Annotated in this window: 11 protein-coding genes; 3 read left to right on the top strand and 8 right to left on the bottom strand. The window is 57.1% G+C overall.

All coding sequences use genetic code 11. From position 1 onward, the window contains the following. Positions 1-93: 93 nt before the first annotated feature. From WAW39_RS23745 to WAW39_RS23755, 3 genes are read right to left on the bottom strand one after another with little or no spacing between them, the layout of a single operon-like run. Positions 94-1353 (bottom strand): OmpP1/FadL family transporter, encoded by a 1260-nt coding sequence (locus tag WAW39_RS23745; protein WP_422321642.1) that lies wholly within the window; start codon positions 1351-1353, stop codon positions 94-96. 17 nt (positions 1354-1370) lie between these two features. Next, complete coding sequence (locus WAW39_RS23750; RefSeq protein ID WP_422321643.1) at positions 1371-2018, bottom strand: response regulator; 648 nt, start codon at positions 2016-2018, stop codon at positions 1371-1373. A 26-nt stretch (positions 2019-2044) separates the two neighbouring features. Next, positions 2045-2752, bottom strand: coding sequence for a hypothetical protein (locus tag WAW39_RS23755; protein ID WP_422321644.1), 708 nt, complete (start codon positions 2750-2752; stop codon positions 2045-2047). A 492-nt stretch (positions 2753-3244) separates the two neighbouring features. Here WAW39_RS23755 and WAW39_RS23760 point away from each other — a divergent pair, with 492 nt between their 5' ends. Further along, positions 3245-4774: a response regulator gene (locus WAW39_RS23760; RefSeq protein ID WP_422321645.1), complete on the top strand. Its 1530-nt coding sequence runs from the start codon at positions 3245-3247 to the stop codon at positions 4772-4774. Between the two features lie 483 nt (positions 4775-5257). After that, positions 5258-9259, top strand: a complete 4002-nt coding sequence (locus WAW39_RS23765; protein WP_422321646.1) for a PAS domain S-box protein — start codon at positions 5258-5260, stop codon at positions 9257-9259. An 11-nt stretch (positions 9260-9270) separates the two neighbouring features. Here the strand turns inward: WAW39_RS23765 and WAW39_RS23770 are convergent, their stop codons facing one another. Continuing rightward, positions 9271-13425: a PAS domain-containing protein gene (locus WAW39_RS23770; RefSeq protein ID WP_422321647.1), complete on the bottom strand. Its 4155-nt coding sequence runs from the start codon at positions 13423-13425 to the stop codon at positions 9271-9273. Positions 13426-13445: 20 nt separating this feature from the next. Then, positions 13446-13904: a response regulator gene (locus tag WAW39_RS23775; RefSeq protein WP_422321648.1), complete on the bottom strand. Its 459-nt coding sequence runs from the start codon at positions 13902-13904 to the stop codon at positions 13446-13448. Positions 13905-13986: 82 nt separating this feature from the next. Here WAW39_RS23775 and WAW39_RS23780 point away from each other — a divergent pair, with 82 nt between their 5' ends. Further along, positions 13987-15183 carry a hybrid sensor histidine kinase/response regulator gene (locus WAW39_RS23780; protein WP_422321649.1) on the top strand — a complete coding sequence of 399 codons (1197 nt, stop codon included), beginning with the start codon at positions 13987-13989 and terminating at the stop codon, positions 15181-15183. Positions 15184-15222: 39 nt separating this feature from the next. On the opposite strand, the gene WAW39_RS23785 is transcribed toward WAW39_RS23780, so the two are convergent. The 3 genes from WAW39_RS23785 to WAW39_RS23795 form a co-directional block, all read right to left on the bottom strand. After that, on the bottom strand, positions 15223-16092 hold the full coding sequence (locus WAW39_RS23785) for a heavy metal translocating P-type ATPase (RefSeq protein ID WP_422321650.1): 870 nt from the start codon (positions 16090-16092) through the stop codon (positions 15223-15225). A 151-nt stretch (positions 16093-16243) separates the two neighbouring features. Continuing rightward, on the bottom strand, positions 16244-16651 hold the full coding sequence (locus WAW39_RS23790) for a hypothetical protein (protein ID WP_422321651.1): 408 nt from the start codon (positions 16649-16651) through the stop codon (positions 16244-16246). After that, the coding region (locus WAW39_RS23795; RefSeq protein ID WP_422321652.1) for a hypothetical protein at positions 16648-16856 on the bottom strand (209 nt) is incomplete at its 5' end. The genes WAW39_RS23790 and WAW39_RS23795, both read right to left, overlap by 4 nt.

The raw sequence follows: 16856 nt of genomic DNA on the forward strand, positions 1-16856 counted from the left end.
TTTTGGAAAAAGTTCGCCGCGTGTTCTGGCATGGCCCAGCGAGGGTGCCGGAGACGTACGAGGAGAATAAACATGGTGTCATTATATTTGAAATTAAAACCTCTGCGTGAAGCTCACCGCCAGCACCTGCCACTGATGCTTGTAGGTGCCGTCATACTGGTTGGGCGGATTGGAAGCGGCCCCGCTGATGACACGGGCGGGATAGTAAACGCAGGAGTAGGTCAGATCCACGCCCCGAGTTTTGCCCCGCCAGCCCACGCCCAGGCTGAAGACATGCCTGTCGTTGCCAGGGATCAGCGGTGTGTAGCTGTTCTGCGGCTGGGAATTTTCTGAATAGAGATAACCGCCGCGCAGCGCCCAGTGTTCATTCAGCTGATAGGACATCCCTGTGCCAAAATCGAGCGAGTTTCTCCACCCAAAGACGGTGCTGGTCGACCCGCCGAGCAAAGCCTGGTTGTTGCCGATCAAGAGGGGGAGGTCATCATGGGAGGAATTCTGCGCCCATTTGAAGTCAAAACCCACGGTGAAGCGGTCTGTCACGTCAAATCCATAGCCGACGGAGATGGAGGCAGGAAAGGTCATGTCGGATTTGAAGCTGCTTGATTCGCTGAAGGTGCCAATCAGCGCCGGCGGGATGTTGCTGGCTTTGAAGTCACCACTGAGATTGACCTTCACCGGCAGCCGCCCAATCACTGCAATGCGATGTCTTTTGGCAATGGTCCAGTTGATGCCTGCATAGGCGCCCAGGCCCCACCCCTGGCCGTGAATCTTGATGTCTCCTTCCGCCGAACCTGGTATAATGTTGTTCCAAGAGTAGAACTGCTTCATCGTCAGATCGGCATACAAGATGTCGAGCCCGACGGCAAAGCCGAGATCATCTGTGATCTTCACCGCGAGAGCCGGGGTGATGTCCACCGTCAGCAGATTGGCCTCGTAGGGCAACGCATAGCGCAGGCCGCCGCCCATGCCTCTGGGGTAGTAGGCGGCAAGGCCATATGGGGTGCTAACACCGAGGCCAAAGGACAGCCTGCCGGGCAGCAACGGCTGCACAAAGTACATGCTCGCGGGAAACACCCATGGCCGGTTGATCCGTACGTTCTGGCCACCGTTCTGCTCAAAGCGAATGTCTGAATGCCACATGGCCGTGTTGATCAGCAGCTCGCTTTTCTCCATCTTCAGAATGTTGGCCGGAGCGACACGCACAGCGGAGGCGTCGCTCAGATTGGCATATCTGCCACCCACGATGCTCAACGCCTGGGCGGAGTCAGGTATCACGGAGAATGTTTCGGATGCCTGCACCGCCGCTGAGGTCAAACCCAGGGCAAGAATGAAAGAAACGACGCGGTTATTCATGGTTGGGTTGGGCTGAGCTAAGCCAGTCCGTTGGACTGGCAGTATCTGAGAATTTCGACGGTCCCTTTCAGCCCGGTCTTGCGACACAGGTTGTGCTTGTGCACTGCGACGGTTCGCGGGCTGAGAGACAGATCCAGCGCCACCTGCTTGAGGCTTTTGCCGCGGGCCAGCTGCATAAGGACTTCCAGTTCACGATTGGAAAGCTTCTCATGCACCTGCCCTGAGGATCCTTTGCGGATGGAGCGGTCTGCAAACTTTTGCGCCAGTTCTCTGGAAATGTAACTGCGTCCTTCCAAAGTGCAGCGAATCGCATCAAACAACTCATGCGGAGGGGCGTCCTTGGTCACGTAGGACCGCGCCCCGAGCTGCATGGTGCGCGAGACAAACGTTTCCTCCTGATGCATGGAAACAGCGATGATTCTGGGAGGGGTGGGCAGGGTGCGCAGCTCCGTAGTCAGTTCCATTCCAGACCGGTCCCCGAGCTCGATATCGACAAGGGCGATTTCATAATTGTGGAGGCGGGCTTCAACCATCGCCTCCGCACAAGTGCCGGTGGAGACGACGGTCGCCTGGGGAAACTCCCCCTTCAGCATGCTCGTGAAAGCTTCACGAACCAGCGCATGATCATCGACAACCAGAATGCGGAAAGGCGGGGGAGATTGCATGAGAGTGTTCAATGCGGTGAAGAGGTTTATGCTGCGGACGGCTGCGGTGATGGCAGCGCCATGAGGCAGACCCGCGAACTGCCTCCTGGTCCGGCGCCCATGACTTGCATGCGGGAACCCAGCAGAGCACACCGGGCTTCGATGACGGCCAGTTCTGATTCGGCCATGGTCTCCTTCCAGATGCTGTCGCCACCATCGTGATCGATGGTGATTTCCAGTTTCTCGGCAGAAGCCCGGCAGGTCACCTCCACCCAAGAGGTGTTGGCAAAACGCACGCAATGTTTTAACAGCGCCTGCATGATTCGAAACAGATTGAGCCGGCTGGCGAGATCGAAAGACGGCTCATCACCGCTGATGTGGAGAACCAAAGAGCCGGCAAAATTTTCGCCAACATTGCGCACCAGCTGCTGCAGAGCGACATGCAGCCCGAAGGCCTTCAAAACTGGAGGAAACTGCTTTTCTGTCATGTCCCGCACCAGTTGCAACGTCTGCCGCAGAGTAGAATCCAGGCTGCTGAGCAATTTGCCGACGCTCGCCGCGTCTCCACCGTTCGCCAGTTCGTGTCGCATCATTTCACCCAGCGAGGCGCAGGCCACCAGACCTCCAGCCATGTCTTTGTGCAACAAATGTGCGAGATCGACGCGCTGAGCATCTTCTTCCTTTAACAGACTGCTCAGCGCCTGTAGCAGCATTGCGGCTGAGTTATTTTCCATTTCGAGGGCGATGGGATGCATGTGAAGGGCTAAATAATTTAAATCATTATGTCGCTGCATTTAGGAGAACCACATTCCGTGGGGCTTGGCACCTAAATGTTGATTCAATATTTAGGTTTTGCCTAAATCGGCATTGTGCCGTCTTTTTTGAAAGAATTCTTGTGGATCTGGAATTTAGTTAAAATAAACCTATTTTTATTAAATTTATAAAAATCCAAGGCTAATATTCCGCACATGTATCTAAATACCATTCAGCACAACCTCAGTGCCTGCAGCCGGATTCTGATTGTGACCGAAGAGCGGTCCTTGCTGGAAGATCTGCATGTTTCCCATGCACTGCAGAACATGAGCCATAGTGGCAGTTCCTCTGCTTCACTGGGCACAGAGCATGGCAGCAATAAAGCTAAATCTGCTGCCTCCGCTCCTGAGGTGGTCTGCACTGCGAATGAGAAAGAGGCGTTAGCGTTGGTGGAATCAGCGGCTCAAAGTCACAAACCGTTCTCCCTGGTTATTATGGATGGACGTCTTTTTTATGGGAAAGACTATCGATATATCATCAATCGCTTATGGCAGTCGCAGCGCGACTTGCATGTGGTGCTGCATGCTGTTTCCCAGTTGGAATCATTCGAACAAATCCCGATCGACTTAGGGTCCAATCCACATCTGCTAGTCTTCAAATTTAGGCTGGTCCCCTTCGAGATCACCCAGCTCATTCGCACACTCTCCGTCAGGCACAGTGCGGAGAATCAAACCTCACACCGCAATCTGAGCCTGAATGCCCAGCTGCTGGAGGTGGCCTCACGTTTTGAAGACGTCAGCAACCGGCTCCGGCTAGAGCAGGATCACCGCAGGCAGTTGGAGGACCAGTTGTGCCGGAACCAGCGGCTGGAAACCGTGGGGCGTTTCGCAGATGCGATGGCACACTTTTTTAACAATTACCTGACTGTGATCCAGGGCCATCTGGAAGCTGCGCAGCTCAATCAGGATGGCACCGGCTCAAGCACGCTGCCGACCTCCACGCTGAAAGAACTCATCCTTGCCACGCAGCGTGCTGCGGGCGTCACCTCACAGTTTGTGTCCTTCAACAGGCGCGAATACATGCAGCCGGCTCCGCTGCATCTCGGGCAGATCATCGATGGACAGGCCTCCATGCTGCAGAAAGCCATGGGTGAGCAGATTGCCATCCAAATCAGCCACAGCCCCGATCTGCCGAGTGTCATGGCAGATCAGGCCGCCATGGAGCAGATCATTTTCAATCTCATCATCCATGCACGTGATTCCATGCCGATGGGAGGCAGACTAATGATTCAAACCAGGCCGCTGTTCATCCCAGACGCTGCAACCGCCTGCCAGATGCATGCAGAGGCAAAACCAGGAGAATATGTGGTCATGACGATTTCTGACACAGGCAAGGGCATGAGTCCTGCCGAGCTGGCAAGGCTGTTTGACTCGTCCAAACTCTCATCAGATCAAGAAGGCGGAGCGGACATCGCGTTGATCCTAGTACAGGGATTGGTGCGCATGCAAGGCGGCTGGGTCGACGGCCGGAGTGTCTTGGAAGTCGGCACGGAGTTTTCCATTTGCCTTCCTGTCGCCAACGGAACGGTGCCAACACCTCCTGCGCCAGAGAAGAAACTCCTGAGCAGCACCACCGGGGACGAAGCGTCCACCATTTTGATCGTTGATGATGAAGACTCCGTGCGGCAGGTGATGGAATATGTGCTCACCAGCCAAGGGCACAAGGTGCTCACTGCTGCAGATGCCAATGAAGCCTGGGCCATCTGGCGTGAGAAGTCGGCCGTCATCAAACTCGCGCTTATCGACGTCAAGCTGCCCGGTGGCGTCAGCGGTTTCGATTTGGAGAAAGCTCTGGCAGCGGAAGATCCCACACTCCCGGTCATTTTCACCTGCGGCTACTCTCCGACCACGCTGAGCAACGCGAAAGAGCTGAAGGCAGGCGAAAATTTTCTGCCAAAACCCTTCGGAATGGTGGAGCTGCTCAACATCGTGGGCCAGGCCCTCCTGCAACCGGCAAGGTTGTAAGAACGCGGGGAATCATGGATGCGCGCATGCGGGCGACCCGAGACGGCACCGAGATCCAAACGACGAAAGCTTCAGTCTTTGCCACGCGGGGTCTCTTTTTGGCCATGCTCAGGAGGCCTGTCACTGCGCAAAAAACTGGTAGTGAGATCAATAAAGGTCTCCGGGACCTGCGAATAAGGAAGCTGGCAACTCCTCCAGCATGCATAGTGGGAATGGAATTTTCCTCAAATTCTCTGCGCTGAATGATTTGGCGCTCACAGAATCTTGACCGCACCCGTCAATGACCGAAGGAAGAGCATGGCTCTCTCCTTATATTATTGTCTTTCTGTTGCTTGCAGAGGCAAATCCATTCCAAGGCCGCACACCTCTTGGCCGTTGTGTTCCCATCATGTGTCTCTTTGCGCGTAGACATCTCTGGCGTAAGAAATGCCCACGTATTGAATCGTGTCCTCTGGAGGTGGCAGCTTTGCAAGCTCTGCATCCATGAAGTCTGACGCGCCAGATTTTGTGATGAATGTACAGGAGCAGCCTCTCGCATGCAGCCTGGTCATCCTGGTGGACAGCCTGGGAATCGTCCATGCGGTGAACGGCGGGCAGGTTCGTTTTGCGGAGATTTTTGGCCAGGATCTGCGTCTGCCGGAAAGCGGCAGCAGTTGTTTTGATTTCTTTGCCAGCGAATGTGAAACCCGCTTTGAAGGGGGGGCTCGATGGGCAAAGACTCTCAAGGAGGTGCTGGATCAGCAATCGGCGGGCGCGCGGATCGAATCATGTCTTTCAGGCTCGACCGCAAGGTGTTGGATTGAAATCACGATCATTCCGCTGCCGGTTGGCGACAGCCCTGGTGCGCTGATCACCTGCATAGACATCACCTCACGGAAGCAGGCGGAACTCGAACTGCGCCATCGGGAAGCGCAAGGAAGGGCCATTGTTGATCTCGAGCCCGAGTGCGTGACGATCGTCGACTGCGAAGGGCGGTTGCAGGACATGAACCCTGCGGGCCTGAAAATCATCGAAACAGGGTCTCTGGCAGAGGTCAAGGGGGGGCTGATCGTAGATCTGGTACATCCGGATGACCGGGAGAAACTTCAGCAGCATCTCCGTCAGGTGATTGAGGGCGAATCAGGGCAGCAGATTTTTCGCGTTATTGGCCGCAAAGGCAGGCTGTCCTGGATCGAAATGCACTCGGTTCCCTTGCGTGATGCCGAAGACCACATGATTTCGATGCTCAGTGTGGCCCGGGATATTTCCGAAAGGAAACAAGTTGAAGAGCGGCTGCGGCAAAGTGAGGCCACCATGGCAACCGCCCAGGGCATCTCACATTTCGGCAGCTGGGAGCTTGATTTGACGGTTTTGGACGGGACCGGCAAAAACTCCCTGCGCTGGTCAGACGAAGTTTATCGCATCTTTGGTTATGAAGTGGGGGGGGGCGAAACCACGAATGAGATTTTCTTCAGTGCGGTTCATCCTGATGACCGCGAAATGATCCGGCGGGCGGTCAGCGAGGCCATCCGCAGCCATGGACGCTATTCGATCGACCACCGGATCATTCTGCCAAACGGCGAAGTCCGGCACATCCACGAAGACGCCCAGATTTTTCGCGATGAGCGGACCGGCCAGCCCTTGCGAATGGTGGGCACGGCGCATGACATTACGGAGCGCAAGCTGGCCGAGGAAGCGTTTAAAACCAGTGAACTGCGCTTCAGGCATGCTTTCACGAATGCCAGCGTGGGGTTTGCGATCACGGACATGAGGGGAGTCGTCCTCCATATCAACAAGCACTACTGTCAAATCATCGGTTATGCGGAAAACGAAATGATCGGCAGATCTTTTGCCTCTGTGACGCATCCGGATGATGTGGCACGCAAGCAGAGGCTGAACCAGAGGTTGATAGCGGGAGAGATCAACGACTTCGTCGTTGAGAAACGCTATCTCTGCAGGAATGGCGAGGTGGCCTGGGTGGAAAACAGTGTGTCCGCCATCCGGGATGAAGCCGGGGTGGCTCTGCACATGGTGGTCCTCTGCAAAGACATCACGGAGTCACGCCACAACCAGGAACAGCTGAGATTGCTTGAAGCCTGCGTGGCTCATCTCAATGACATTGTGCTCATCACCGAGCCTGAGCCCCTGGATGAACCCGGCCCGCGCATTGTTTTTGTGAATGATGCGTTCACCAGGCAGACCGGCTACACACGGGAAGAGGCATTGGAGCGAAGCCCGCGCTTCCTGCAAGGGCCGGCAACCGACCGGCTGGCACTGGGCCGCATGCATGAGGCCCTGGCCCAAGGGCTGCCATGCAAGGAGGAACTGGTCAATTACAAGAAGGACGGGTCTGTTTTCTGGGTAGAGATTGATGCCGTGCCGATCACCGATCTCAACGGCCAGACGAGTCACTTTGTGGCGGTCCAGCGTGATATCACCGCACGCAAAGAGGCCGCCGACCGGTTGTGGAAGAGCAATCTGCGGTACGAGAGGCAGCATGTCGCTCTGGCCCGGATGATACGTAGCGGCGTGATGCAGGCCGTCCATTTGGAGTCCGCGTTTCGTCTGATCACGGAAGAAATCGCCCACGCCATGGAAGTGGAGCGCGTCAGCATCTGGCGGTATGATCAAAACCGCAGCAGCATCGTCTGTCAGATGCTGTTTGAGGCAGGTGCGCGGCGGCATTCCTCCGGGCTAGAACTGAGTGGAAGAGATTACCCGGCCTATTTCCGAGCCATGGCGCAAAATGAAACCATTGCGGCAGATGATGCGCAGCGTGATCCACGCACACGTGAGTTCACCGAAAGCTACCTCTCACCGCAGGGTATCACCTCCATGCTGGATGCCCCGCTGCATGTGGGCGGGGTCCTGGCCGGAGTGCTCTGTCAGGAGCATGTCGGTCCGCTGCGGGCCTGGCTGCCAGAGGAGAAAAGTTTTGCGACTTCGATGGCCAACTTCATCTCCCTGGTGCTCGCCCAATGGGAGCGCAGGCAGGTGGAGGACATGCTGCGTCAGCAGGCGTCACTCCTCGACAAGGCAAACGATGCCATTCTGGTGCGTGATCTGGACCACCACATCACCTACTGGAACAAAAGCGCCGAAAGTCTCTATGGATGGACCGCCGAGGAGGCAAGAGGGCGTAAAGTGTCCGAACTGCTCTACGTCGATGATTCGCAGTTCGAGGAAAAAAACAACCAAGTGCTGACCGATGGAGAATGGGCAGGTGAAATCCTGCAGGTGACCAAGGCGGGTAAAGAGGTGACCGTGGAGGGGCGCTGGACCTTGGTGCGCGATGCCGAAGGCCGGCCCAAATGCGTGCTGGCCATCAACACCAACATCACCGAGCAAAAACGGCTGGAAGATCAGATTCTGCGTTCCCAGCGCATGGAAAGCATCGGCACCCTGGCGGGTGGAATCGCGCATGATCTCAACAATGTGCTCACTCCGATCATGATGTCGGTGGATCTGCTGAATCTGCGCATCAAGGATGAGGTTTGCAGGGAAACACTGGAAACCATCGCCTCCAGTGCACGCCGAGGAGCCGACATGCTCAACCAGGTGCTGTCTTTTGCCAGGGGCATGGAAGGGCAGAAGACCCCTTTGAAGATCAGCCGTCTGCTGCAGGATCTGGCACGCATCGTCGGAGACACCTTTCCAAAAAACATCCAGCTTCGGCTGCTGGATGAACTGCTGGAAACCGATGCCGTTTCAGGCGACGCGACGCAGATCCATCAGGTGCTGCTCAATCTTTGCGTCAATGCGCGGGATGCCATGCCTGCCGGCGGTACGCTCACGATCAAGGCGGCACACCTTTTGATCGACGCGCAATACGCCGCCATGAACATCGAGGCGCGTGAAGGGCCGCACATCATGATCAGCGTCGAAGATGATGGAGTGGGCATTGCGCCGGAAATTCTCCCAAAGATTTTCGATCCCTTTTTCACCACCAAGGAAATGGGCAAGGGCACCGGACTCGGGCTGTCCACTTCGCTGGCCATCATGAAAAGTCACGGTGGCTTCCTCCGTGTTTACAGCGAGCTGGGGCATGGCTCCTGCTTTCATGTGTATCTTCCGGCACAGCCGACCCAGGTCATGGAGCAGACGGTTGTCGAAGAGCCGGTGCTGCCTCGTGGCAATCAGGAGCTTGTTCTCCTCGTCGATGACGAGGCGGCCGTGAGGGAAATCACACGGCAGACACTGGAAGCGTACGGCTACCGTGTGCTGCTGGCTGCGGATGGAGTGGAAGCGGTGACTCTCTACTCCAAGCATCAGCACGACATCGCCCTGGTTTTGACCGACATGCGGATGCCGGTCATGGACGGCTCCACCACGATTCAGGTTTTGATGAAGATGAACCCCGAGGTCTGCATCATTGCCGCCAGTGGCATCAATTCCAACAGTGGTATTGCCAAGGCCGCAGGCACAGGGGTGCGGCAGTTTCTGCCCAAGCCCTACACTGCCGAAACCATTTTGCGGGCTCTGCACAACGTTCTGCACGAGCAGTAAGCGCAAAAAGGTCAGGCCGCCTTCCGTGTCGTCTGCAGCACGTCTCCGAGTGCTTCCAGCAAGGAGTCGGCATTGTAAGGTTTGCGCAGGAAATGCTTCACTCCCAGGCTGTTGACCTGTGCCTGCATTTGGTGGCTGAGCCCGCTGGCGCCGATGATGGGCAGGTCAGGATGGATTTTGAGCAGCGCCTGGATGAGCGTTGGTCCGTCCATGTTGGGCATCATCATGTCAGTGATGAGCGCGGCCGGTTTCTCGGAACTTTTCAGGAAGGTGGCGATGGCGTCAGTCCCGTCGCAGGCGGCGACCACGCGGTAACCAAAGGCTTCCAAGGTGTGCTTGGTGGCGGTGAGAATGGCAGATTCATCATCCACGACGAGGATCAACTCGCCCTGCCCAAGGCAGCGTTTGGATTCGACTATTTGGATCTCCCTGTGCTCCACGTCCGTTTTGGCCGGCAAATAAATGCGAAACACCGTGCCTTTGCCCATCCGGCTTGTGAGATCGATGAACCCGTGGTGCGATTTGACGATGCCCAGCGTGGTGGCAAGTCCAAGTCCGGTGCCCTTGCCCATTTCCTTGGTGGTGAAGAAGGGATCAAAAATGCGATCCCGCACTTCCAGCGGGATTCCCGTGCCCGTGTCTTTCACTTCAAAGACCACATGCGGTCCTGTCTTGGCGTCGGGGTGCATGCTGGCAAACTGCTCATCCACGACCACATTGCTCATGGTGATGTCCAGCTCGCCTCCCCCGGGCATGGCATCACGGGCATTAACACACAGATTGAGCAGCACCTGGTGCAGTTGGGTGGGGTCTCCTTCCACGTTCCACGTTTCTTCCGGGCAGGAGATCCGGCATTTGATGAACTTGGGGAAGGTCTCATGGATGAGCTGCTCGATTTCCTGAAGCACGTCCTGTGGGCGCAGGCGCATGCTGCGGCCCTCGACGCCACGCGCAAAACTTAGAATCTGCTTCACCATTTCCGCACCGCGATTTGCGCTGTTCTCCATGGCGTTCAACAGCTCGATGTCGCGCGGTTGCTGCAGTTTCATGCGCAAAATCGTGAGCGACATCAAAATGGGGGTGAGCACATTGTTCAAGTCATGTGCGACGCCGCCGGCGAGGGTCCCGATGCTTTCCAGACGCTGATTGCGCAGGGACTGTGATTCCATGCGGCGCTTCTCAGTCACATCGGTCATGAATCCCTCGGTGTGTCGCATCACGCCGTCTTCGGAGGGGATTCCCTGACCGCGTTCCCAGATCCACTTCACCGCGCCTTCCGCCGTGCGGATGCGGTAGCTCATCTCAAAGCGTTTCCCAGCAGCGACAGCCTCTGTCACTGTTTGACGTACATGTTCCCGGTCTTCCGGATGAATCAGATCACCGAAGAAGACCTCGCCGTTGCCGGCGAATACTTCCGCCTCGTAACCCGTGAGCTCCAAACAGCCTTCGCTGATGAACTCCAGTGTCCATTTTTCATCGATCAGAGAACGGTAGGCCGCACCGGGAAGGTTGCCCATCAGCGTCGAAATCATGCGCTCATTTTCGCGCAGGGCTTCGATCGCCTGCTGGCGTTCTTTCTCCCTCTCCACGGTTTCCATGGCGAATGAAAGGTCATTGGCCAGGGCGCTGAGCACGCGGATTTCCTCCTCCTGGAAGCAGTCTCGCTCATCGGCGTAAATCAGCAGCACCCCCACAGGGATGTTGCCTGGTTTCAACGGGAACGCGGCGCAGGAGCGAAAGCCACGTTCCAAAGCCCGCTCGCGGAAGTAGAATGTCTCATCGTGCTCGATGTCATTGGAAATCTCATGGGTGCCGCTCCTAAAAGCGCGTCCAGCCGGTCCGCGGCCGGAGGGATGATCTCCGCGGGTGATGAGAGTCAGACCATCCAGATAGTTTTGATAACTGCCGGCGCAGGCAGCCGGCTTCAAGCTTTGGGATTCTTCATCAAAGAAGGCAATCCAGGCCATCTTCATGTTGCCCTTCTCCACCGCGATGCTGACCGCTGATTCATACAGCAGCTGCGGCTCACGAATGCGGACGATCGCCTCATTGATGCTGCTGGACATCGCATGCAGCCGGTTCAGGCGCAGCAGGCGCTGTTCGTCCAGCTTGCGTTCCTGAATGTCCAGTGCGGACCCGGCCATGCGGTAGGGCTCGCCATGCTTGTCCCACAAGGCCTGGCCACGGGCTTCAAACCAGCGATACCCGCCCGCCTTCACCTGAATGCGGTATTCGATGCAGAATTCGCTGCGCTGCTCCAGATGGCTCTCCAGCGCGGCACGCACCAGTGGCAGGTCCGCCGGGTGCATTTTCTGCTCCCAGGCAAAAAACAGACTGGGAAATTCCTCGTGGTTGTAACCAAGCAGTTCACGGAAACGCGCGGAATAATAGACGCCGCCTGTGCGGATGTCCCAGTCCCAGACACCGCCGGTGGAACCCGTGGCCGCCAGCGCATAGCGTTCTTCACTCTGTCGCAGAGCCAGCTCCGCCTGGTGGCGTTCCATTTCCGCCGCCGCACGCACCGCAAAGAGCTGGAACATGGCCTGCAGGCGCTCCCGGTGGTCCAGCGTATTTTCGCTGAACACCGCAATCATTCCGATCACACGCCCGTCTGTGGCATGCAGCGGCATGCCCATGTAGCTGTTCGCCCCAAGCTCCTGCAGGATCTGGTCGTCTGGAAAGTGCTGCCGCACATTGCTGTCATAATAACAGACCTCGCCACTGGCCACGTTGTAACATGGCGAGCCGATCAGGGAGCAGGTCTTGTTGGGCAGGACCTTGCCGTCTGCGCAGAAACCCAGCGTCCGCACCATGCGGTCTCGCTCTGGCAGGAGCATCGCCACGGTGGCGTATTTGGCTTCTACCGTGCGGGCTACTTGTAGACAGAGTGACTGGAAAAAAGTCTCGCCACTGCGTGCATCCACACCTTCGGCCATCGCCCGCAGTGCTTCCTCCATTTTTTTCTCCACCGTGATGTCCGAGGCCAGCGAAAGTATCGACTGCAGCTCTCCCTCCTCGTTCAACAAGGCGGAATTATGCCACTCACACACAATCACCCGCCCATCACTGGTGAAATTGCGGTTGATGCAGGTGTTGCGGGACTCCGAGCGGTCCAGCAGCCGGCCCAGCGTTGCCTTCACCCGCGGCAGATCTTCGGGATGAACGAAGTTCCAGTCACTGTGATCATTCCCCATGACCTCAGCTTCGGTCCAGCCAAAGATTTTCTCCGCCTGGGGCGACCACCGGCAGATGCGGCTGTCTGTGTCGCACTCCACCAGCGCCAGCGAAGTGTTTTCCAGGTGATAGAGCAGCGTCGCATGGGCCTGCTGCTGCAGTGCCTCCTCCTGCTCGCGTCGTGTGGTGAAATCCCGCAGGTTGCCAATGATCGCCACCGGCTTGCCTTCACTGTCTCTGACAATGGACCGGTTGTCACTGATCCAGCGATAAGCCTCATTTTTGTGCTTGAACCGGTATTCCAGAACGGGTTGAAAATCCCCGTTCAGATCACGTGCCATCACTTTTTCCAATCGCTCGCGCTTCGATTGATAATCCTCGGGATGAATCCGCGAAAACATGAAACGAAGTCCTCCCGCGATGCATTCCTCAATGCTGAAACCCAGCACCTGCTCCACCGCTGGACTGATGTAATCATAGGTCAGCGAGGGCAGGCTGAGACAGTACACCGGGTCTTTGGAGTTGCCGAGCACGGTGCGGAAACGCTCCTCGCTCCGCCGCAGCTCGCTCTCGGCATGCTTCCGCTTGGAAATATCACGCACGGTGACGACCAGCCTGTCTTTCCCAAGGATCTCGGCCTTGCGCATGCTTACCTCCACCCAGAACACGCGTCCAGAACGTGCGCGGGCCTGCCATTCAAACATCTGCGGGCCTTCCTCCATCGCCTTGCGCATCCAGTAGAGAGACTCGTCCAAGGTGTAAGGCGGAGTGTTCACGCTAAGCTCAGCTATGGAAAGCCGCCGCATTTCACCAGCCTCGCAGTCATACATCTCACAGGCACGCTGGTTGACTTCCAGAATGGCCCCGGTGACGACGTCGTGGATGAAAATCGCATCATTGAGGCAGTCAAAAACACTGCGAAACCAGTCGCCACGCACCTCAATGTCCAGGTCTTCGGTGGCGGTGGCCGTCGTCATGGTGGGAATGATCATGCAGGAGTAGTTTCGATCATTCACAGTGATTTTTCTAGTGTCAATTCCTCCGGTGAATCAGTCTCGGTGACTTCGGTAGAGCAGATTGCAGTGATCGTCTCTGCCAGAATCTTCAGTCCTTGCTCCTTCGACACGTAGCCATGTACATCGCCACGGCTCAAAACCGGCAGCATGTCGGCGCTGGAATGGCTGCTGAGCACAATGACTTTGATTCCCTGCCTGATAAAATACCCACATTGCTCCACCAGATCAATGGCTGATCCGTCTGGCAGTGTCATGTCCACGACCATCACGTCAATAGGGTGCGAATGCAGCACTGGGAGTGCGGCCGCCACGCAGTCCGCCTCCAGCAGTTCATAATTGGGCAGGTATCTGCCCAAGGCAGCACGCACCACATCACGATAGAGGTCGTGATCCTCGACCAGCAGGATCACTCCGGAATTTCCTGAACCATTGGAATGCCAATTTGCCTGCTGCATAAATGCTCTTTAGTTTCTGATTATGACGGGAATCAGCAGTAACATACAGCAAATCTGACACGTGTAGCGGGGAAGCATGATAATGAATAATGATTTAGACTCGCCTAAACTTCGGCAGCATGACTCGCTGAGGCCGAACTTCTCACTCGTTGAGGGTTCCATAGCGGAGAAAAACGAGTTCCTTGGCAACATGGGGCATGAGCTGCGCAATCCGCTCGCGAACATTATCGCTCAGGCGGAAACACTGCAGGAGGGTGTTTACGGGCCTATGGAGAAAGCGCAGAAAATGGCGGTCACAGCCATTCAGGACAGTGCCAGGCAGTTGGTCCTGCTCATCGCTGACATGGTGGATCTTGGCAAAATCGACGCAGGTGCGTCATCGCTGACCCAGACAGCATGCATGGTGAGTGAAAAGTGCGCTGGCAGCGTGGCCGCCTTGGCGGGGCTTTCGCAGTCACGGTCCATTCAGATTATCACCGAAGTAGAGCCGCCCAGTCTCGGAGTCCTTGCCGATGGGCACCGGCTTCAGCAGATCATCACCGAGCTGCTTTCCGCCGCAGTGTTATCCATGCACACGGGCGGTCAGCTGCGGCTCCACATCACCCATGACGAGGGAGTTTTGCAGCTACAGACACAGGGGAGCGTGGGCCCGCTGCCCTCCGAGCCGGCGCTTATTTTCAACCGTCTGGGAAAAGTCAAACCTATCGGTCTGGCCTTGCTGCAGAAACTGGTGCAATTCCACGGGGGTACTTTTGAGGTGCTGGAAACAGCCGCCCGGGAAGTCTGCATGACCATACGTCTGCCACTGAGCCGGTCGTCGGCTGCGGTGCCCGCTCAGGAACAGCCCCTGCCAGAGCCTTCTGTCAGCCATGAAGCCCCTCTTCCGGCCACTTCCCGCCAGCCCATCATTTTGATCGCTGATGATCAGCCCGCCCTCATCGCCGTCACGCGCAACTATCTTGAAAGCGTTGGTTTCCAAGTCATCACAGCCCGGGATGGCAGTGAAGCCATCCAGCAGGCCTGCACGGTGCAGCCCGATCTCATCCTCATGGATGTGCGCATGCCCGTCGTGGATGGTTTGAGCGCCATCCGGCAGATTCGTGCCTCCACAGATCCTAAAACGCGTGACATCGCCATCGTCAGCCTTTCCGGGCATTCGAGTGCCGCAGACAAAGAAAAGTGTCTGGCCGCAGGAGCCACCGCCTACCTGAACAAACCTTTTGGTGTCCGCGAACTGGATCGCATCATCGCCGAGCATATCCGCCCGGATCGCAATTGACCGGCCTGGGGTGCGCATGGATCACCACCCCGCAAAGTTTCAAGCATGGCGTGCGCGCGTCTTGCCGCCACGGAGGAGGCGAAGGGCATTCGCGATGACCAGCAATGTGGCGCCGGTATCCGCGAGAATTGCCAGCCAAAGGCTGGCATGGCCGAGCAGGGCCATGATCAAAAACACCGCTTTCAGCACGAGGGCAAAAGCAATGTTGAACTGGATGATGCCCACGGTGCGGCGTCCCAGTGCGATGGCTTCGGCGACCATGCCCAGATCATCCCGCATCAGCGTCATGTCCGCTGTTTCGATGGCTGTGTCCGTGCCTGCACCACCCATGGCGATGCCCACGCTGGCGGCGGCCATGGCTGGCGCATCATTCACGCCATCGCCGATCATGCCGACGTAGTTCAGTTCGGCGATGAGAGCTTTCACGCGCTCGATCTTCTGGTCGGGCAGGAGATCACCGTGCGCTTCATCAATGCCGCATTGCCTGGCGATCGCGCTGGCCGTGCGCTGATTGTCACCACTGAGCATGACGATCCGTGTGACGCCTGCGCGGTGCAGAGCCGCGATGGCCGCAGGTGCCTCCGCCCTCAAAGTATCGCCCACGGCCAGGATGCCCAGCACTCCCCCCTGACAGCCCGCATGCGGCCGGTGGCCGACCACGACCACGGACTGCGCCTTGGCTTCAATGGTCGCGAGCTGCTGCTCGATCTCCGCAGAGCAGACACCCAACTCATGGGCCAGGCGATGGTTTCCCACAAAGTAGCGATGCCCGCTCACATCCGCCTCAGCTCCGCGCCCGTCGAGAGACTGGTAGTTTTCACTGCGTGGAAACGCGACCTTCAGAAGAGGGACATCAGGTCTGCGCAGCCGGAAAAGAGCGGAAAAAGGCGGTAAGGGCCGGAAAATCAAGGGTTCCAGGGGATTGACGCCGGAAACGGGGGTTTGAGCAGATTGGGCGGGTTTGTGTGCTGTTTGACACAGGTTTACGCAATTGGAGGGGATTGCTGCCGGGACGGTGCAGGCTGCAGAGAGTGTGCAGGAGCCTTGGAAACCGGCCAGATCAGGCGCAAGGGGCTTTCTGTTTGAGGCGATAACCATATTCAAAGCCTTGGTACTGCTGCCCGTGGCCAGGGTGAATGGTACGGTCGGGTTTGACCAGGTCAGCGCCGCAATAGAAGTACAGCGGGGTCTTTTCGATGCGCCCGCGCATTTCAAGCAGGGTCAGCACCCGTGAAACTGCATCGACCGACTGCCTGCACTCATCAGCCAGGCCAATGAAGCCAGTCCATTCCGTGGCTGAGAGATAGATCAGCAGGAACCGGCGCAGTTTCCTTGGGTCGTACGGTTCTTCATCACGATCATGCCTGCGCAGGGCCTCCTTGCGCGGGTTGTGGCTATTCATCCAGGCCTCTAGGCCCAGCTGCTGACCTGGCAGCGCCAGTTCCATCTGAGCAGCTGCAACCTTCATGCCATGGCTCCTCTCAATTCAGCGCGGAGGCTGGCGAAGAATTCATCATTTTGGGCCACGTCTTCGGTATCGGGCTGTCCGCGCAGATAAGCGTCTTGAAAGTTCCAGCCTTCATACCATTCGCGGCGTGATTTGCCGGACATGCGGCCATCGGTGATCCTGCACGGTTTGCCAGCCTGGCGGGCGGCTTTGCCTGCGTGAAAGT

The organism is Prosthecobacter sp., assembly GCF_049294395.1.
Classification (GTDB): Bacteria; Verrucomicrobiota; Verrucomicrobiia; order Verrucomicrobiales; family Verrucomicrobiaceae; genus Prosthecobacter.

What these genes read in the sequence shown, in the direction of transcription:
- WAW39_RS23755 (WP_422321644.1), bottom strand. Translation starts at nt 2,752, where the DNA reads ATGCATCCCATCGCCCTCGAAATGGAAAATAACTCAGCCGCAATGCTG.
- WAW39_RS23775 (WP_422321648.1), bottom strand. Translation starts at nt 13,904, where the DNA reads ATGCAGCAGGCAAATTGGCATTCCAATGGTTCAGGAAATTCCGGAGTG.
- WAW39_RS23745 (WP_422321642.1), bottom strand. Translation starts at nt 1,353, where the DNA reads ATGAATAACCGCGTCGTTTCTTTCATTCTTGCCCTGGGTTTGACCTCA.
- WAW39_RS23770 (WP_422321647.1), bottom strand. Translation starts at nt 13,425, where the DNA reads ATGATCATTCCCACCATGACGACGGCCACCGCCACCGAAGACCTGGAC.
- WAW39_RS23790 (WP_422321651.1), bottom strand. Translation starts at nt 16,651, where the DNA reads ATGAAGGTTGCAGCTGCTCAGATGGAACTGGCGCTGCCAGGTCAGCAG.
- WAW39_RS23765 (WP_422321646.1), top strand. Translation starts at nt 5,258, where the DNA reads ATGAAGTCTGACGCGCCAGATTTTGTGATGAATGTACAGGAGCAGCCT.
- WAW39_RS23750 (WP_422321643.1), bottom strand. Translation starts at nt 2,018, where the DNA reads ATGCAATCTCCCCCGCCTTTCCGCATTCTGGTTGTCGATGATCATGCG.
- WAW39_RS23760 (WP_422321645.1), top strand. Translation starts at nt 3,245, where the DNA reads ATGGATGGACGTCTTTTTTATGGGAAAGACTATCGATATATCATCAAT.
- WAW39_RS23780 (WP_422321649.1), top strand. Translation starts at nt 13,987, where the DNA reads ATGAATAATGATTTAGACTCGCCTAAACTTCGGCAGCATGACTCGCTG.